At 42.4% G+C, this 18,672-nt stretch carries 18 protein-coding genes and 1 tRNA gene; 15 read left to right on the top strand and 4 right to left on the bottom strand.

Features of this window, described 5'->3' with window-relative positions:
- Position 1: 1 nt before the first annotated feature.
- Entirely contained in the window at positions 2-217 is a 216-nt protein-coding gene (locus tag H571_RS0101495; protein WP_027847754.1) for a hypothetical protein, read from the bottom strand.
- Between the two features lie 73 nt (positions 218-290).
- Entirely contained in the window at positions 291-593 is a 303-nt protein-coding gene (yafN, locus tag H571_RS0101490) for a type I toxin-antitoxin system antitoxin YafN (protein ID WP_027847753.1), read from the bottom strand.
- Positions 594-855: 262 nt separating this feature from the next.
- Here yafN and H571_RS0101485 point away from each other — a divergent pair, with 262 nt between their 5' ends.
- From H571_RS0101485 to H571_RS15390, 8 genes are all read left to right on the top strand, one after another.
- Positions 856-1,170, top strand: a complete 315-nt coding sequence (locus H571_RS0101485; protein ID WP_245562307.1) for a helix-turn-helix transcriptional regulator — start codon at positions 856-858, stop codon at positions 1,168-1,170.
- A complete protein-coding gene (locus H571_RS0101480) occupies positions 1,164-2,480 on the top strand; it encodes a type II toxin-antitoxin system HipA family toxin (RefSeq protein WP_027847751.1) in 1,317 nt (438 codons plus the stop codon). Before H571_RS0101485 ends, H571_RS0101480 begins: the two co-directional genes overlap by 7 nt.
- A 22-nt stretch (positions 2,481-2,502) precedes the next feature.
- The gene (locus H571_RS0101475; RefSeq protein ID WP_027847750.1) at positions 2,503-3,120 is read left to right on the top strand and encodes an ATP-binding cassette domain-containing protein; all 618 of its coding nucleotides are present in this window, start codon (positions 2,503-2,505) and stop codon (positions 3,118-3,120) included.
- A gap of 104 nt (positions 3,121-3,224) precedes the next feature.
- Complete coding sequence (serC, locus tag H571_RS0101470; protein WP_027847749.1) at positions 3,225-4,310, top strand: 3-phosphoserine/phosphohydroxythreonine transaminase; 1,086 nt, start codon at positions 3,225-3,227, stop codon at positions 4,308-4,310.
- A 6-nt stretch (positions 4,311-4,316) separates the two neighbouring features.
- Positions 4,317-5,417, top strand: a complete 1,101-nt coding sequence (pheA, locus tag H571_RS0101465) for a prephenate dehydratase (protein WP_027847748.1) — start codon at positions 4,317-4,319, stop codon at positions 5,415-5,417.
- Between the two features lie 33 nt (positions 5,418-5,450).
- The gene (hisC, locus tag H571_RS0101460) at positions 5,451-6,551 is read left to right on the top strand and encodes a histidinol-phosphate transaminase (protein ID WP_027847747.1); all 1,101 of its coding nucleotides are present in this window, start codon (positions 5,451-5,453) and stop codon (positions 6,549-6,551) included.
- Positions 6,552-6,554: 3 nt separating this feature from the next.
- Entirely contained in the window at positions 6,555-8,792 is a 2,238-nt protein-coding gene (locus tag H571_RS0101455) for a bifunctional prephenate dehydrogenase/3-phosphoshikimate 1-carboxyvinyltransferase (RefSeq protein WP_027847746.1), read from the top strand.
- A gap of 18 nt (positions 8,793-8,810) precedes the next feature.
- Positions 8,811-11,303 carry a bifunctional diguanylate cyclase/phosphodiesterase gene (locus tag H571_RS15390; protein WP_051168057.1) on the top strand — a complete coding sequence of 831 codons (2,493 nt, stop codon included), beginning with the start codon at positions 8,811-8,813 and terminating at the stop codon, positions 11,301-11,303.
- 1 nt (position 11,304) lies between these two features.
- Here H571_RS15390 and H571_RS0101445 read toward each other — a convergent pair whose 3' ends face one another.
- Positions 11,305-12,516, bottom strand: coding sequence for a YbfB/YjiJ family MFS transporter (locus tag H571_RS0101445; RefSeq protein WP_027847745.1), 1,212 nt, complete (start codon positions 12,514-12,516; stop codon positions 11,305-11,307).
- A 92-nt stretch (positions 12,517-12,608) separates the two neighbouring features.
- Between H571_RS0101445 and rarD the strand changes: the two genes are divergently transcribed.
- The 3 genes from rarD to H571_RS0101430 are packed head-to-tail and all read left to right on the top strand — an operon-like array spanning position 12,609 to position 15,320.
- On the top strand, positions 12,609-13,529 hold the full coding sequence (rarD, locus tag H571_RS0101440) for an EamA family transporter RarD (RefSeq protein WP_245562302.1): 921 nt from the start codon (positions 12,609-12,611) through the stop codon (positions 13,527-13,529).
- 55 nt (positions 13,530-13,584) lie between these two features.
- Positions 13,585-14,544 (top strand): ABC transporter ATP-binding protein, encoded by a 960-nt coding sequence (locus H571_RS0101435; RefSeq protein ID WP_027847743.1) that lies wholly within the window; start codon positions 13,585-13,587, stop codon positions 14,542-14,544.
- Entirely contained in the window at positions 14,544-15,320 is a 777-nt protein-coding gene (locus H571_RS0101430; RefSeq protein ID WP_027847742.1) for an ABC transporter permease, read from the top strand. The genes H571_RS0101435 and H571_RS0101430 overlap by 1 nt, the downstream gene beginning before the upstream one ends.
- Before the next feature lie 4 nt (positions 15,321-15,324).
- Here H571_RS0101430 and H571_RS0101425 read toward each other — a convergent pair whose 3' ends face one another.
- Positions 15,325-15,930 carry a hypothetical protein gene (locus H571_RS0101425; protein ID WP_027847741.1) on the bottom strand — a complete coding sequence of 202 codons (606 nt, stop codon included), beginning with the start codon at positions 15,928-15,930 and terminating at the stop codon, positions 15,325-15,327.
- Positions 15,931-16,042: 112 nt separating this feature from the next.
- On the opposite strand from H571_RS0101425, the gene H571_RS0101420 reads away from it, so the two are divergent.
- From H571_RS0101420 to H571_RS0101405, 4 genes are all read left to right on the top strand, one after another.
- Positions 16,043-16,600 (top strand): nitroreductase family protein, encoded by a 558-nt coding sequence (locus H571_RS0101420; RefSeq protein ID WP_027847740.1) that lies wholly within the window; start codon positions 16,043-16,045, stop codon positions 16,598-16,600.
- On the top strand, positions 16,601-17,053 hold the full coding sequence (locus H571_RS0101415; RefSeq protein WP_027847739.1) for a YiiD C-terminal domain-containing protein: 453 nt from the start codon (positions 16,601-16,603) through the stop codon (positions 17,051-17,053). It abuts the gene before it with no gap.
- A 75-nt stretch (positions 17,054-17,128) separates the two neighbouring features.
- Positions 17,129-17,216 (top strand) — tRNA-Ser (locus H571_RS0101410).
- A gap of 313 nt (positions 17,217-17,529) precedes the next feature.
- A complete protein-coding gene (locus H571_RS0101405; protein WP_027847738.1) occupies positions 17,530-18,654 on the top strand; it encodes an S-(hydroxymethyl)glutathione dehydrogenase/class III alcohol dehydrogenase in 1,125 nt (374 codons plus the stop codon).
- The last annotated feature ends 18 nt before the right edge of the window (positions 18,655-18,672 follow it).

Here is an 18,672-nt window from a genome sequence, read left to right as displayed (position 1 = left end):
CTTAATAAGCTTGTAGAAGCTCCTTCCATACTTCTTCATGAGAAAAAACTTCTCCTTTTTCAACTTGTTCTAAGGCAATTGCTACTAGTTTTTTTTCTTTTTCGTAGACTAGGTTGTCTAGTATTTCGATATCATTACCTTCTTTTGCCAGTTTGTTAATACTTGACATAAGCTTTTGAATGACTTGTTCATTTGCTCTTAAGAGTAGTGTTTGCATAATTTTACCTCACCAAAAGTTAATTTAAGTTTAGTGTAAAAAAACCTTAAAGCCTCACCTGTTTATGTGTTTTTCACGATTCAGCAAAGTGTTTCATTTCTTCTTGGGTTGCTTCTAGCATTAAATCTGCTCCCTTTTTGCAAAGTTCAGCAAGGTCTGCTCCCCTAGGCTGGAAGCGACCTATAACCGCTTGGGACTCTTCCAAGGCACTAAGCATTTTAACCATCTCTTCAAATAAAGCTGCACCCACTAGGTAGCCAGCTGGTTTATTATGATTCAGTACCGCCACTGGCTCATTTCCAAAGTATTGTGCTGGGTTGTTACGTAACGCAGAAATGCTAACTGACTTTTCCGCTAAAATTAAATTGGTTTTCATGGTAAACCTCGCATGATTATTTGTACAAAATTAAGTACAATATAACGCACTATATTCTTGTTAGGCTACTTGAGCAAACTAGCTATAAAGAAGTGAGTTAATCTAAGTTTAGCGCAAAAATCTGAAAGTTTCGTTTCACACCAATTTTACACCTAGTTCACATAAGCTCTTTGACGGTCTGTATAAGGTGCTATATTCTGTACTTAAATAGTTAAATTGAGTCATTAAGTGTGTTTAAAGGTACCTTATGAGCCTCTCAGGAATGTCGGTGTCTGCAATTACAGAAGAGCTAGGCGAGCGCTTAAAGCAAGCGCGGTTGAATCAAAATATGACTCAGGCTGAAGTAGCTGAATCTGTAGGCATAAATCGTAGGTTGGTGATGAATGCAGAAAAAGGCAAAGCCCATCTTGAGGTGTTTGTGGCTATTTTAGCGGCATTAAATTTAACCAGTCATTTAGAACTTTTTCTACCTAAACAGCAAATATCTCCTATCCAGCTTGCTCGGTTGCAAGGTCGTCAGCGGCAACGTGCTTCAGGTCAAAAAAAATCTGATGAAGAGGATAAGTCTGAATGGTAATGGAAGTTATCAAGGTGCGTTTTAAGCAGCAGGATGTGGGTGCTGTCAGCTTCGATACCCAGACAGGCTTAGGTGCTTTTGAGTATGAGCCAAGCTTTATTAAAACAGGTATTGAATTATCGCCATTAAAAATGCCTTTAGCACAGCGTATTTATAGCTTTCCTGAATTAGACTTTAATACCTTTAAAGGCCTGCCTGGTTTGATTGCCGATTCCCTGCCGGATGATTTTGGTAATGCCGTGCTGAATGCTTGGGTGGCAATGCGTGGTAAATCGCCAAATGATATTACGCCTTTGCAACGTCTACAATACACCGGAACGCGTGGTATGGGCGCGCTTGAATATGTACCAGCTACGCAGATTCAAAGTCTTAATGCGTCACAGCAAGTGGAAGTTAATTCCTTAGTTTTAATTGCCCAAGACATTTTAAATACCCGTAGTGATTTTTCTGTAGAACTTAATAAAAACAATCAAGATGACCGAGAAGCAATGCTTTCACTGCTATCTGTAGGCATGAGCGCAGGCGGAGCAAGACCAAAAGCGGTGCTGGCATTTAATACTGACTTCACTCAGGCTCGTTCTGGACAAGCAGCCGCACCTGAAGGCTTTACACATTATTTAATGAAGTTTGATGGTGTTAGTGAGCAGAATAAAAACCAAGAAACTTTTGGTGATCCACTTGGTTTTGGTGCGATGGAGTTTGTCTATTATTTGATGGCTAAAGACTGTGGTATCGACATGATGCCCTGCCATTTACTGCCTGAAGGTCACCGCAGACACTTTGTTACTCAGCGTTTTGATCGTACGGGTAATGAGAAAGTTCATGTGCAAACGTTAAATGGTCTTGCACATGTTGATTACAAAAAACCAGGTTCTTTTTCTTACGCTGAGCTGTTTAGTGTGTTGAGAAAGCTAAAATTATCTGCTGTTGATGCTGAACAGCTATTTCGGCGTATGGTATTCAATATTGTGGCTCGCAACCATGATGACCATGCAAAAAACTTTGGCTTTATGTTGCAAGAAAACAAGTGGGTTTTAGCACCTGCTTATGATTTAGCTTACAGCTATAAACCTGGTAGCAAGTGGGTAAATAGCCACTGGATGAGCCTGAACGGTAAACGCGATGATTTTGTGCGCGAAGATTTTTATTCACTAGAAAGGATGAGTTCGCTTTTCAATCGGAACTTTATTAATAGTGTTATTGACGAAACTATCGAAAAAGTAGCTAGCTGGGAAAAACTTGCAGCTGATGTTCAGGTTCCAAAACTCTTGATTGCTGAAGTGGCTCATAATCTTAGGTTGAGAATTTAGGAGAAGTTCAGAGTGAAGTTAAATGCTAAAAATTAATCACCTTGAATTAAAGCTAGGCGAGCAAACTTGGCAGCACCATTTGCAGGTGGAAGCGGGTGAGCTGGTGGTGATTATGGGTGGTAGTGGTAGTGGTAAAAGTACCCTGTTGAATGCAATTGCTGGTTTTTTACCCGTTGCATCAGGCAGTATTTTGGTTAAGGGGCAGGCTATTCAGGACTTGCCGCCAGAAGAGCGCCCCGTGTCTTATTTATTTCAACAGCAGAATTTTTTTGAACACCTCAGTATAGAAACCAATTTAAAACTGGGTTTTGCTAAAGGAAAACCCAGCCAAGCAGAGTGGCAGCAGGTACTTAAAGCTTGTGATTTATTAGAAGTTACCCCCTTGTTAAAGCGTTTACCTAGCAAGCTTTCGGGCGGGCAACAACAGCGTTTAGCTTTAATTCGCAGTGTGCTTAGGCCGATGCCCGTGGTGTTATTAGATGAACCTTTTAGTGCGCTCGATGATGGTTTGCGCCAAGTGGCAGGCAAGTGGCTGCAAGATGAAATAAAAAACTCCGGTCGGGTGGCGCTTCTTGTAACCCACAGGCAAGCCGATGCCGATGCCTTGGCAGATCAGCTATTGATTTTAGAAGGTAGTTAGCTCTTCTATTAACGCCTAGCAGCGACAAGGTGTATTTTACTGTATCATTACAGCCAATTAATTTAGGTGTTTTACACAAGATTTTAGACTGAGAGTGCAATCTGATGAGCCGTAAATTCAATTTTTGTGCTGGGCCAGCGGCCTTACCTGAAGCAGTATTACAAAAAGCCCGTGACGAAATGCTCGATTGGCAGGGCAAGGGCCTGTCAGTCATGGAAATGAGCCACCGCAGCGATGAGTTTGTAAGCATTGCCGAAAAAGCCGAAGCTGATCTGCGTGATCTGCTAAACATTCCTGCTAACTATAAAGTGTTATTTATGCAGGGCGGTGCTTCTAGCCAGTTTGCTATGGTGCCTTTAAATCTAGGTGGTAAAGGCGGTACAGCTAACTACATTAATACCGGTATTTGGGGCGAAAAAGCCATCCAAGAAGGCAAGCGTTATTTGCCCATTCACCTAGCGGCTAGCAGTAGCAGGGTAGATGGTTTAAGCCGTGTGCCGCGTCAGTTTGAAATTCAAACCAGCCAAGATGCTGCTTATTTGCACTACACCAGCAACGAAACTATCGGCGGTTTAGAGTTCGATTACGTGCCAACGACTGATGTGCCGCTAGTGTGCGATATGTCATCGGATATTCTTAGCACGCCTATGGATGTCAGCCAGTTTGGGCTTATTTATGCTGGCGCTCAAAAGAACATTGGTCCTGCCGGTTTAACACTAGTGATAGTGCGTGATGATTTGCTCGACCAAGCCAAAGCTGAAATACCCACCATGTTTAATTATAAGGTGTGTGCTGAAAATGCCTCTATGTACAACACGCCGCCCACCTTTGCTTGGTACTTGTCGGGCTTGGTCTTTGATTGGTTAAAAACAGAAGTAGGTGGCTTGGAAAATATGGCCACCATTAACCGCCGTAAAGCCGCCAAGCTTTATGCTGCTATAGATGGTAACGATTTTTACAGCAACCCTAATGCCTTAGAAAACCGTTCCATTATGAACGTACCTTTTCGTTTAGCCGACCCTAGTTTAGATAAGCTTTTCTTAGAAGAAGCCGATAAAGCGGGCTTATTAAACCTTGCTGGTCACCGCAGTGTGGGTGGTATGCGTGCCAGTATTTATAATGCCGTGCCCGAAGCAGCGGTGGATGCGCTTATCGAATTTATGAATGACTTTGCTAAAAATAGAGGTTAAGCCTGAATGACTCAGGATAAATCACTGCCAGATTTGGCGGAAGTTAGAAAAGAAATTGATGCGATAGACCAACAGCTCCATCAGTTAATTAACCAACGTGCCAAGTGCGCACAACAGGTTGCCCAAGTTAAAGTGGCAGAAGATGGTAAAGATGCAGTTTTTTATCGCCCCGAACGTGAAGCGCAAGTTTTACGTGCGGTCATGGAACGCAACCAAGGGCCTTTGTCGAATGAAGAAATTGCCCGTTTGTTCCGTGAAATCATGTCAGCTTGTTTGGCTTTAGAGCGTCCCTTAAAAGTGGCTTATTTAGGGCCAGAAGGTACCTTTACTCAGCAAGCAACTATCAAGCATTTTGGTCATTCAGCAATATGTGTGCCCTTTGCTGCCATTGATGAAGTGTTTCGTGAAGTGGAAGCGGGTGCTGTTGATTACGGTGTAGTGCCGATTGAAAACTCCACTGAAGGGGTGATTAGCCACACGCTTGATAGCTTTATGGATTCTGGCTTACAAATTAGTGGCGAAGTGGTGCTGCGTATTCACCAGCATTTATTGTTAGGCGAAAATACCCGCCCCGATAAAATCTCGACTATCTATTCGCACACCTCATCTTTAGCCCAATGCCGCAAATGGCTCGATGCCCATTACCCAGGTATTGAGCGGGTAGCGATGCCTTCCAATGCTGAAGCCGCTCGCAAAGTAAAAAGTGAATGGCATTCGGCAGCGATTGCTGGTGATATGGCAGCAGAGTTGTATGGCTTAAAACGCCTTGCCGAAAACATTGAAGATACGCCTGATAATTCAACACGCTTTTTAATTATTGGCCGTGAAAAAGTACCCGCTTCTGGCGATGATAAAACCTCACTCATGGTTTCTATGCGTAATCAGCCGGGTGCGCTGCACCAAATTCTAGAGCCATTTAATACCTATAATATAGATATGACACGAGTCGAAAGTCGTCCTAGCCGCTCAGGAGCTTGGAATTATGTGTTCTTTATCGACTTTGATGGGCATATTGATGAGCCAAGGGTTCAGCCTGTATTAAAAGAAATTGCCGAAGGAGCCGCTGATATGAAAGTACTTGGTTCTTACCCTAAAGGCGTTTTATAAAACACCTATTATCGACTTAAAAGAGACAAAGTAATGAGCTGCGATTTTTTTAAACTAGCCAATGCAGGTGTGCAAGGTCTTATGCCTTATCAGCCAGGTAAGCCGGTTGATGAAGTAGCCCGAGAGTTAAACCTAGACCCCAACAGCATAGTTAAACTTGCCAGTAACGAAAACCCGCAGGGCCCTAGCCCAAAAGCCTTAGCGGCGATTCAGCAAGAATTAGCAGAGTTAACCCGTTACCCCGATGGCAGTGGCTACCGTTTAAAAGCTGCTTTGGCTAAAAAGTTTGATCTAAGCACTCGCCAAATTACCTTGGGTAATGGCTCTAATGACTTGTTAGATTTAATTGGTCGCTGCTGGTTAGCACCGGGGCGCAATGCTGTTTACAGTGAATATAGCTTTGCCGTTTACCCTATTACTACCCAAGCCATGGGCGCTGAGCATAAAGTGGTTCCGGCTAAAAACTGGGGGCACGACTTGCCTGCTATGGCAGCAGCCATTGATGAAAACACCAGTCTAGTCTTTATCGCCAACCCTAATAACCCAACGGGTACTTGGTTAGCAGAAAAAGAACTGCGTGAATTTATGCAGCGTGTACCAGAAAACGTACTGGTGGTTTTAGATGAAGCCTATTCTGAATACGTGGATGAGCAAGCCTACCCTGATACCTTAAAGCTGTTGAACGACTTTGCTAACATTGTTGTTTGCCGTACTTTTTCTAAAGCCTATGGTTTGGCTGCTTTACGTGTGGGTTACAGTGTTTCTTCGGTTGCCATTGCTGAAACCCTCAACCGTATTCGCCAGCCGTTTAATGTTAATTCCCTAGCTCTTGAAGCGTCTTTAGCTGCATTACATGATGATGAATATTTACAGCAATCAATTGTGACTAACCAAGCCGGTATGTTGCAGTTAGAAACCGCTTTTCGTGAGCTAGGTCTGTCTTATATTCCATCAGTGGGCAATTTTATTTGTGTCGAAGTAGGTGATGCTGAAGCGGTGAATAATGCTTTGTTAAAAGAAGGCATTATTGTGCGCCCGCTACGTCCTTACCGCATGAATGAACATCTGCGTGTAAGTATTGGCTTGCCTGAAGAAAACCAACGCTTTATTGATGCACTGCGTAAGGTAATTTAATTCGTGCTAGAAGCTAACCAAGCCGTTAATAAGCTGCTAATTGTTGGACTAGGGTTAATCGGCGGATCGGTTGCCCTAGCCGCTAGACGTGCTGGTTTTGCCAATACCTATTTGGGTGTCGATCTAGCTTATGAAGAACGCCAAGGCGCTATTTCGTTAGGTGTAGTTGATCAAGTCAGCGCCTCTTTAGCAGAGTTAGTGCCTGATGCTGATTTTATTCTGTTAGCCGTGCCAGTTTTAGCTATGGAACCTGTGCTAACGGCTTTAAAACCCCATCTAAAACCCACTGCTGTAGTGACTGACGTAGGTTCAGCCAAAGCGGTAGTGCTTGAAGCCGCCAAAAAAGTTTTTAACAAATTGCCACCTCGCTTAATTTTAGGCCACCCTATCGCAGGCGCTGAAAAAAGCGGTGTACTTGCCTCGCAGGTTGATTTATTTGCAGGCCGCAAAGTTATTTTAACACCGACTGCTAATAACGACCCAGAAGCGCTAGCCTTGGTAACTCAGCTTTGGCAGGCTTGTGGTGCTGAAGTCATCGAAATGGACGTGATTAAACACGATCAGGTATTGGCACGTACTAGCCATTTACCCCATCTATTAGCTTTTTCTTTAGTCGAAACGCTGGCGCGTAAAGATGAGCGTTTAGAAATTTTTCGTTATGCCGCCGGTGGTTTTCGTGATTTTACTCGAGTCGCCGCCAGCGACCCTGTTATGTGGCGGGATATTTTTCTAGCCAATCGTGATGCCACTCTCGAGGCATTGGATGAATTTTTGGAAGGGGTGCAACGGCTAAAAACGGCTGTTGAATCTCAGGATGCTGAAGCACTTGTCAGTACTTTTACTAAGGCAAAATCGGCACGTGATTATTTTACCGCTCTGCTGAATGAAACGGGCTATCAAACCATGCAAACAACAACACTTAATTTTATAACTCAGCCAGGCGCTAAAACCATTAAAGGCAAAATTCGTGTGCCGGGCGATAAATCCATTTCACACCGTTCCATTATGCTTGGTTCTTTAGCCGAAGGTGTTACCCAGGTTAAAGGCTTTTTAGAAGGTGAAGATGCGCTGGCTACACTGCAAACTTTCCGTGATATGGGCGTATTAATTGAAGGCCCGCATAACGGCCAAGTTACCATTCATGGCGTGGGTATGAACGGTTTGAAAAAGCCCCAAGGACCGCTTTATTTAGGTAATTCTGGCACCACTATGCGCTTGTTAGCGGGTTTGTTAGCTGCACAACCCTTTGACACCGAACTAACTGGCGATGCCTCCTTAAGCAAACGCCCGATGAATCGTGTTGCCGACCCTTTACGTTTAATGGGTGCACAAATTGCCACTGCAGAAAATGGTCGCCCACCGTTAAAAATTACTGGCGGTAAGCCTTTAAAAGGCATCAGCTACGATTTGCCTATGGCTTCAGCGCAGGTTAAGTCTTGTTTGCTCTTAGCCGGTTTGTGGGCAGAAGGTGAAACGCAAGTAACCGAACCAGCACCAACACGTGACCATACTGAACGCATGTTAAATGGCTTTGGCTATCAAGTGCGCCAAGAAGGTGCAACGGCAAGCTTAACCGGTGGTGGCAAGCTAACCGCCACAGAAATTGATATTCCAGCGGATATTTCTTCAGCGACCTTTTTTATGGTTGCCGCAGCCATTATGCCAGGCAGCGATTTAACCCTAGAACACGTTGGCATTAATCCCACGCGTGATGGCGTGATTAATATTTTACGTTTAATGGGTGCTAACTTAGAGCTAATTAACCAGCGAGAAGTTGGCGGTGAACCCGTAGCCGATATTCGTGTGCGTTATGCACCCTTAAAAGGCATTGCCATTCCAGAAGACCAAGTGCCTTTAGCCATTGATGAGTTTCCAGCGCTATTTATTGCTGCTGCTTGTGCCGATGGTGTAACCACTTTAAGTGGTGCAGAAGAGTTAAGGGTTAAAGAGTCAGACCGCATTCAAGTGATGGCCGACGGTCTGCTAGATTTAGGTGTGGAATGCACGGTTTTAGATGATGGTATTCAAATCATTGGTAAAGGTGAACAAGCAGAAGTGTTTGGTTCAGCAGAAATTATTTGCCACCACGACCACCGTATTGCCATGAGTTTTGCTGTGGCTGGTTTGCGTGCTAGTGGTAATATCCTTATTAAAGACTGCGCGGTAGTAAATACTTCTTTTCCAGGTTTTGCAGAGCTGTTAACCAGTGTGGGTGGTAAGCTACTCGTTGAGCAAAAATAAAAATACCGAGGCTAGGGCATGATTCGCAAACTTCTATTTGGTTGGCGTCAAGCAGGTGTACTGCTAGTTACCCTTATAGCTTTAAGTCTTTTAGCTAGTTTTAACTTTCTTTTTTACCATACCCTAGCCGAGCTATTAAGGGTTGTGGTTTTAGGCAGTATTTTTGTTTTAGGTTGGCATACACGTCGTTGGGTTGAAAGTAGCGCCCTACTAATTTTTGCACTAGGCGCTGCTTTTATTGGAGTTTTAGAATTACTCCATGCCTTAACCTATAAAGGTATGGGCGTATTAACTGTTGAAGACCCTAATATACCTACCCAGCTATGGTTAAGCTTTCGTTTTTTAGAAGCTTTAGCAATATTAATTGCCGTTTTATCTTTGGGTAAAAAAGTTAATATAGGCTTTAACTTCTTGGTTTTTGGAATTTTAACCTCCCTTTTTTGTATCACCATTTTTACAGGTGACTTCCCCGATGCTTTTGTTGAAGGGGAAGGTTTAACGGCTTTTAAAATCTACAGCGAATGGGTGATGATTCTGGTCTTTATGGTCAGTATGCTGTGGCTATTACAAGACAAACAACACCTAGAAAAAGAGGTGCGCTGGCTATTAGCCGCCTCTATCTTTTGTAATGCCTTAAGTAGTTTTGCTTTTACTCAATATGTAGGGGTCTTCGATTTTGCTAACCAGCTTGGTCATCACTTATTACTAATATCTACCTACTTAATTTATCGGGCTATTTTAGTTACAGGCTTATTAACGCCTTATGAACTACTATTTTTAGATTTAAAAAAGAATGAACAGCGCCTAGAAAGCCTAGTAGCAGAACGCACGGCTAAACTACGTGAATCTCAAGCACTAAATACAGCTTTTATAGATAATATCCCCTCTGTTATTTCAGTTAAAGACCTTAATAATCAATACACCCTAATTAATCCAGCTTTTGAGCACCTAGTTAATAAAACAAAAAGTAGTATCTTAGGTAAAACTATTTGTGAAGTTTTACCTAAGAAACTTGCGCAAAGAATGGCAGAAAATGTCAGACGGGTAAAAGAAGTTGGTCTTCCATTTCTATCTAATGAAGAAGAAGTGTTTAATAATCAACTGCATCACTTTGAAATGATTCACTTTCCAGTTACTGACCCAGAAGGACGATTATTGGGTAGTGGCACTATAGTGACTGATGTTACCGAGCAAAAAGTTAGCCGCGAACACATAGAACATTTGGCTCACTACGACCCACTGACAGGGCTGCCTAATAAAACTTACTTTATGCAGCAAGCACAAGAGCTTTTAGAACATTGCCAGAATAAGACCTGTAATTGTGCTTTAGTTTATATCGACCTAGACCACTTTAAAGATGTTAACGACTCGCTTGGCCATGAGATGGGCGATAAGTTTCTTTGTGTGTTAGCAAAAAAATTAGAACTACTTGTTGCCAATGAAGGTTTGCTCTGTCGGTACAGTGGTGATGAGTTTTTAGTATTAGTTAAAGATATACCAAGCAGAACTTTTCTTGCTGACTTTGTAAAAAACTTGCAGCAGCATTTAGCTCATCCGGTTAACATTGACTCTTATGATTTGGTTACCACCTCGTCCGTGGGTATCTCTGTTTATCCCAATGATGGCCAAGACTTTAAAACGCTGTTTCGCAATGCAAGCTCGGCTATGTACGCAGTAAAAGCCGATGGCCGTAATAGCTATCAGTTTTTTGAAGCGGGTATGCAAGTAGAGGTACAAGAACGTATTAGTCTACTTAATAAGTTGAGGGTAGCTTTAGATAACCAAGAGTTAAGCCTTAATTATCAGCCACAATACGATTATACCGGTACTAAAATGATAGGTGCTGAAGCTCTGTTACGCTGGAATCACCCAGAACTCGGTTTTGTTTCACCTGCCCGTTTTATTCCTTTAGCAGAAGATAGTGGGTTAATTATATCTATAGGCGAGTGGGTGCTTAATCAAGCTTGTGTACAGGCCGTTAAAATGCAGCAGCTAGGTATAGAACCCTTTGTTATGTCGGTGAATATTTCTGCTATACAGTTCCGCAAAGGTAATTTAGTAGCTGTTGTTAAAAATGCATTAAAAACGAGTGGCCTAGACCCTAATTACCTAGATTTAGAACTAACAGAAAGTCTACTACTTAAAGACCAACACTATTTACTTGAAATGCTACAGCAACTAAAAGCTTTAGGAGTGAAGTTGTCTATTGATGACTTTGGTACGGGTTATTCTAACCTCTCTTACTTAAAACGCTTTGCAGTTGATAAATTAAAGGTAGACCAGTCTTTTGTGCGTGATATGGAAAATGACACAGATGATTACGCCCTAGTAACAGCCATAATTCAGTTAGCCCATAGCCTAGGTTTAAGGGTAACGGCAGAGGGTGTAGAAACAGAACAGCAAATGCAGATGTTAGCAGAGCTAAAATGTGATGAGTTTCAGGGCTATTATTTTGCTAAGCCTATGCCTGCAGATGAGTTAGTAAACTATCTACAGGCAAGAAGCGAATAGGTTACCTAGTTGCGTTGCTTAGTTTGGCTGAAGCATCTAATTGCTGGGCTGTTTGGTCAGTAAACTTCAACCAAAGCACAAGCAGTAGGCCAACAACTACAAATCCACCGGCTATCCACAAGCCTAAGTCGTAATTACCTAGTTTAGCGGCAAGCATACCTGTGAGTGCTGGTGCAATTACCTGTGCAGAGCCATAAGAAATGGTCATTTTACCCATTAACTTGGCGGGTTTGGTTGGATAGAGGCGACCTGCCATGGTTAAAACCAAGCTAACCGAACCAATAAAAGTACCGCCGAACAACATGGCACTAAGGAAAACTACGGATAGGGTGGGGAAAACAACAGGTAAGAGAATACCACCTACCTGCAACACCAAAGTAAGCAACAAGGCATTAAGGTAGCCTGTGTGCCTAGCAATTATATCCCACAGCATAACGGCTGGAGCAGCTGCCAAACCTACTAGTACAAAAGCCATAGGACCCATGCCAACAAGCTCTGGTTGGCGTTCTACAAAAGCCACAATAAAGGTGGCGGTAATAACATAGCCATAGCCAGCACAAAAATAGGCCGCCAGCATTAACCACATAAAGCGGTTAGTCGGTGGGTTATCCACTAGGGTTGTGCCGCTTGAAGTAGTGTTCCCAACTTCTGGACGCGGCAACCAGGACCAAGCAGGAATAGCTAAAATTAAGCCTAGCAGGGATAACCACAACCACTGTTCAGCCCAGCCTTGCCTTAGGTACATCATTAGCTCTACCGCTAAAGCAGCTATAGCAATACCTAAACCAATACCTGCAAAGTGAATGCCTAGCTCGCCACGGTGATCGTGGCGAATTAGCCAGTTTAAAATTAAGCCTGAAGCTATCAGCATAGAGCCAGCACTCGCTAAACCTGATAGATAACGGAGTAGCATCCATAGCGTAAGGTTTTCAGTCATGGCCATGGCAGCGGTAGTTGTTACCGCTAAAATCAAGCCAATACGGTAAAGCGTATCTTTAAGCTTGAGATCATTTATAGAAGCGGCAATAAGTGCGCCACTTATGTAACCTAGATAGTTAACAGCCGCTAACCAACCTCCGGCGGCATCGCCCATCCAGGTTTGTTCTTGCATAATGGGTAGTAAGGGAGTGTAGGCAAAGCGAGCAACGCCGACACATAAAATTTGACTAAAAATACCGGCCAAAAGAACCCTAATGCGTTGGGACGTGAGCATGTTATTATCCTTTTTGTTAGACTGCTGCGTCTACACTTTAAAGCAGCTAAGTTAAAAGGCAAGAAGCTTAGATGACTTATTAGTTTTATTTAATGAACCGAGTGAGAAAAATTATGCAGGGTCTTGGGTTAGCACTTGCAGCCTATATGATTTGGGGTTGTTTTCCGCTGTTTTTTAGTTTGCTTAGCTCGGTAACTGCTAGTGAAGTTTTGGTGCATCGAGTCATCTGGTCGTTAGTTGCTACGCTATTAATAAGCTTGCTTTTCAAGCGAGGTAGAGGCTTATTAGCCTTGTTTAAACAGCGGGTTGCTTTAAGCTGGCTAGCCTTGTCTTCCCTGCTTATTGCCACCAACTGGCTTATTTTTATTTGGGCAGTTGGTCAGCAACGCGTTATGGAAGCCAGCTTAGGCTATTTTTTAACACCTTTAGTTAGCTTGGTACTGGCGCGTATTTTCTTAAAAGAAAAACTTCATTTTTGGCAGGCTGCAGCGGGCTGGTTAGCTGGCATAGCAGTGGCTTGGGAGCTGGTTAGTCTTGGTAGCTTGCCTTGGATACCACTTTCTTTAGCCTTAACCTTTGGTTTTTATGGTTTGGTACGTAAACAACACCCTGTTGATGCTTTACATGGCTTAACCGCAGAAACCCTCTGGATGCTGCCTTTAGCTTTTCTTTGGTTGGGCTGGGCTTTTATTAGTCAAGCACCAGTTGGTTATGGCAGTTCTTGGCAAATAAGCCTGCTACTAATGGCTTCTGGCATTATGACAGCTGCACCCTTGTTACTTTTTGCAGCAGCAGCCCAGCGATTGGATTTATCAGTTGTCGGCTTTATCATGTATATCAACCCCACCATGCAGTTTATTTCTGCGGTGGTTATTCTTAAAGAAGACTACCCACCAGAGCGTTTAATTACTTTTGCATTAATTTGGGCGGCTATGTTGCTGTTTATGTGGGGTTTGTGGCAAGCAAGACGGCTATTAAAACAGCAGCGCTTAGCAGAGCAGCAAACTAACTAATACCCTTCATCTCAACTAATTAACCCTGTGCGAGTTCGGAGGAAAAGAATTCAGTATGAAAGCACTTTCGATACAAAATTTACAAAAAACCTATGGCAATGGTTTTGAAGCTTTAAAAGGCATTAGCCTAGATGTAAAAGAGGGCGATTTTTTTGCTTTGCTTGGTCCTAATGGTGCGGGTAAATCGACCACTTTAGGTATTGTTTGCTCCTTGATTCGCAAAACCAGCGGTAAAGTGAGTATTTTTGGCGTAGATATAGACGAAGATTTTGCCAAAGCTAAACAACTTATTGGTGTAGTGCCTCAAGAATTTAATTTTGGTGTGTTTGAAAAGGTTGAAGACATCGTTTTAACTTCTGCTGGTTATCAAGGGTTAACTCAGAAAGAAGCCCGTCCACGCGCTGAACAGCTATTGCGTGATTTAGGCTTGTGGGATAAACGCCATGCCCAAGCGCGTATGTTATCGGGTGGTATGAAACGCCGCTTAATGATTGCAAGAGCGCTAGTGCACCGGCCTAAACTGCTTATTTTAGATGAGCCAACTGCCGGTGTTGATATAGAACTGCGCCGTTCTATGTGGAGTTTTATGCAGGAAATTAACCGCCAAGGCACCACTATTATTTTAACAACTCACTATTTAGAAGAAGCAGAAAGCCTGTGTCGAAATATCGCTATTATTGATAAGGGTGAAATCATTAAAAACACCAGTATGAAGTCTTTACTCGGTGAGCTTAGTAGTGAAACCTTTGTATTAGACTTGGTTCAACCCTTAAAAGAAACACCTCAATTGGCAGGCTTTGTAACACGGTTAGAAGATGCCACTACCTTAGAAATTGAAATTCAAAAAGGCCAAAGCGTTAGCCAGGTTTTTGCACTCTTGTTAGAGCATAAAATAGAAGTACTAAGTCTACGTAATAAGGCAAACCGCCTTGAAGAGCTGTTTGTTTCTCTGGTTGATAAAACGGCTGCAAGTGGCTTTAAAGCTGAAAAAATTACTACTGAAGTGAGTGTCTGATGAATTCTGTTCGTATTTACTGGGTTGCTTTTACTACCATTTTAATTAAAGAAGTGCGTCGCTTTACGCGTATTTGGGCGCAAACACTTTTACCCCCTGCTATTACTATGGCACTTTATTTTGTGATTTTTGGTAACTTAATTGGCAGCCGAATTGGTGAAATGGGTGGCTTTAACTATATGCAATTTATTATGCCAGGTTTAATTATGATGTCTGTTATTACTAACAGTTATTCTAATGTTACTTCATCCTTTTTTAGTAGTAAGTTTCAAAAATCCATAGAAGAAATGCTGGTGGCACCTGTACCTAGCTGGGTTATTTTAACTGGTTTTGTTTTGGGGGGAGTAGCGCGTGGCTTGCTGGTTGGTTTAATAGTAACTATTTTAGCGTTATTTTTTACTGAACTAACTGTTCACAACTTATTTGTGACTATTACAGTGGTGTTTTTAACTGCTGTACTCTTTGCAACGGGTGGTTTTATTAATGCCCTATTTGCACGTAGTTTTGATGATGTTTCTATTATTCCAACATTTATTTTAACACCGCTAACTTACTTGGGTGGGGTGTTCTACTCTATTCAGTTATTACCTGAGTTTTGGCAGAAGGTTTCTTTATTCAACCCTGTGCTTTATATGGTTAATACCTTCCGTTTTGGTATTTTGGGTGTTTCCGATATAAACCAGTGGACAGCCTTGGCAGCTATTTGTGTGTTTATTGTTCTTTTGTTTAGTTTGGCTTTGTGGCTTTTAGAGAGAGGACGTGGCCTGCGCCAATAGATGCTTAGCTATCAATTTTATTAAGTTCATTTTCAAAGTCATCCATATCTAAGTCATCTAGGTTATCTAGAGCTACCTGAACACTGTCTTCGGGTAGCTCATATTCCTCTTCGGTTAAATCGACATTTGTTTCTGTAGCATCAGCACTGGTTTCCAAGTCTTCAAAATCATCCATTTCAAACTCTTCCAATGCTTCCTCTCTGCCTAGCGCAGAGTCTATTTCTTGCTGAGTAATAATATCTTCATTTTCATTTAATGCTGGATTAATGGTGTTTTTATCTTTTGAAGAATCTAAAGTAACACCTAAAGTTTCACCAAGGGTGTGTAATAATTCTTGCTGTTCTAAGGAAAGGGCTTTAGCTGCTGGTGCTTCAGAAATAATAAGTTGAGCCTTTTGAAAAATACGATTCATTAACAGTTCGACTTGGGCTTGGTCAAAACCGTCAGCTTGGTTATCTTTTTCTTTGGCAAAAAAGGGGCGGCTAGGTGATTTAAGATTTTCAATCTCTTTGATTAGGCGGCGTTTTTGTAGCTTCTGAAAAAAAATAACTGCCAACATCACTAATCCTAGTTGGGCTAGTAACATGACTGCCAAGGGTGATAACGCCATGGTAAGCTGTCCTCAAAGTGCTGATGTTAGTAGAAATTCTATAAAGATTAAGCTTCTATAGAGTTACTAGCAACCACCGAGTCATTAAATTTTGCAACTCAGAGGTTAATTTATGCAAGCTATGGAGCTGTTGTTAGGTAGAAACTCCCATCCTAGGCTAATAGAGCCTGCTCCAGAAGGGCAGGTGATGCAGCGAATTTATCAAGCTTCTTTAAGAGCACCAGACCATGCAAGGTTAACACCTTGGCGACTCATTGAGTTTCGGGGTGAAGGTTTAAATGAGCTAGGTGAAATATTTGCTCAAGCAAAACTGCATGAAGACCCAGGTGCTAGTATTGAAGATTTAAACCGCTTACGTACTATGACCCACCGTGCTCCTTTAGTCATTGCAGTGATAGCCAAAATGCAAACGCACCCTAAAGTGCCAGCAAGTGAGCAGCTTCTTTCAGCAGCTTGTGTAGCGCATGGCTTACTCTTAGCTGCTGAAGCTGAAGGTTTTGCTGCCATGTGGCGTTCAGGTTCTTTGTGCTTTGATCCGCAAGTAAAACAAGCCTTAAAAATGCAACAAGCGGATGAGTTGTTAGGCTTTATTTATATGGGTAGCCCTGTCGGTCGACGTAAAACTTTACCAGAATATAAAACAACCGATTTTGTAGAGAAGTGGAAATAAATGCAGCCAGTTAATGAGGCTTTTTTGCCTTGGTTAAAAGAAGCAATACCCCTAGTTGAGCATCTGGGTATTCAGTCCCTAGACTGGAAAGGTGATCAATTAGTATTTAATTTAGCTTTAGCACCTTTAGTGAATGACAAAGGTACAGGCTTTGGTGGTGGTGTAGCTGGCTTGGCAACCCTGCTAGGCTGGTGTTTTGTAACTCTTTTGTTAGATGAAACTCAACAGCGCTGTCCGGTAGTTGTTAGAGATTCTAGTAATGCTTTTACTGCACCTATTACTAACAATTTTGTTATGTATTGCGAAGCCGTTGATTCCAATTTTAAAGAGGATTTTTTGCAAGAGTTTAACCAAAAAGGCCGTGCCAGATTGAAGCTTAAGGTTTGGGTTGAGCAAGAGGGGGTGACCACTTTTAGTTATGAAGGCACTTACGTTGCTTTAGGTAAGGGCTGAAGCTTGCAATAAGTCTTATCTATCAGTATTATACGCGCCACTGGTTCAAGCTTAATGGCTTGTAACTAAGTATGCGGAGAAGTGGCCGAGTGGTCGAAGGCGTTCGCCTGGAAAGCGGATATACGGCAACGTATCAAGAGTTCGAATCTCTTCTTCTCCGCCACAAAATCTTTTAAGCCCTTGATTTATCAGGGGCTTTTTTATTTGTAACCATCCAGTTCTTTTTTCAAATAGTCGACTAGCAGGCGTACTTTGGGTGATAAAAGTCGGTTTTGTGGGTAGAGTGCTCAAATACCTCCATAAACTGCAACAAATTCATTTACGCCCTCTCAATTCATTTACCTTTCCTTATCGTTTCCACTTGATTGTTACCAGTCAGCAAAATTTATTTTATATTTTATCTATTACCCTTTCTACAGTAATAGCTATGCTTAAAAGGTTCAGGCCTAGCCTGCTAATTTATTTTGGAGAAATTTATGACTCAACCCATGATTAAATCCCGTGCCGCGATTGCTTGGGGCCCTGGCCAACCGCTTTCTATTGAAGAAGTGGATGTAATGCCGCCACAAGCTGGCGAAGTGTTAGTGAAAATTATTGCCACGGGTGTTTGTCATACTGATGCTTTCACTTTATCGGGTGAAGACCCCGAAGGTGTTTTTCCTGCCATTTTAGGGCATGAAGGTGGCGGTATTGTTGAAGCAATTGGCGAGGGTGTTACCAGTGTTGCAGTGGGCGATCATGTTATTCCGCTTTATACCCCTGAGTGTGGTGAGTGTAAGTTTTGTCTATCGGGCAAAACTAACCTGTGTCAGAAAATCCGTGAAACCCAAGGTAAGGGTTTAATGCCCGATGGCACAACGCGTTTTTATAAAGATGGTCAGCCTATTTATCACTACATGGGTTGTTCAACTTTTTCTGAATACACGGTTTTACCAGAAATCTCTTTAGCCAAGGTGAATAAAGAAGCACCTTTAGAAGAAATTTGCCTCTTAGGTTGTGGCGTAACTACTGGCATGGGTGCGGTATTAAATACCGCCAAGGTAGAAGAAGGTTCAACCGTGGCTATCTTTGGTATTGGCGGTATTGGTTTGTCAGCGATTATTGGTGCAGTGATGGCCAAAGCTAGCCGAATTATTGCTGTGGATATTAATGAGTCTAAGTTTGAGCTGGCTAAAAAACTGGGTGCTACCGATTGCATTAACCCCAAGGATTACGACAAGCCCATTCAGGAAGTAATTGTTGAGTTGACCGATGGCGGTGTCGATTATTCTTTTGAGTGCATAGGTAATGTTGATGTGATGCGTTCTGCGCTTGAGTGCTGCCATAAGGGTTGGGGCGAGTCGGTGATTATTGGTGTCGCAGGTGCTGGGCAAGAAATTACTACTCGTCCTTTCCAGTTGGTTACCGGCAGAGTTTGGCGTGGCTCGGCTTTTGGTGGAGTAAAAGGCCGCTCAGAATTACCAGGCATTGTTGAAGATTACATGGCGGGTAAGTTTGCGCTGAATGATTTTATTAGCTACACCTTGCCGCTTGAAAAAATTAATGAAGCGTTTGATTTAATGCACGAAGGTAAATCCATACGTAGTGTGATTCATTTTTAAGTGGTATCTATTTAAGAG

Source organism: Marinospirillum minutulum DSM 6287, from assembly GCF_000422325.1.
GTDB classification, from domain to species: Bacteria; Pseudomonadota; Gammaproteobacteria; order Pseudomonadales; family Halomonadaceae; genus Marinospirillum; species Marinospirillum minutulum.
Note: the sequence above shows the minus strand (reverse complement) of the source record. Positions and strands in the feature narration are given on the sequence as shown.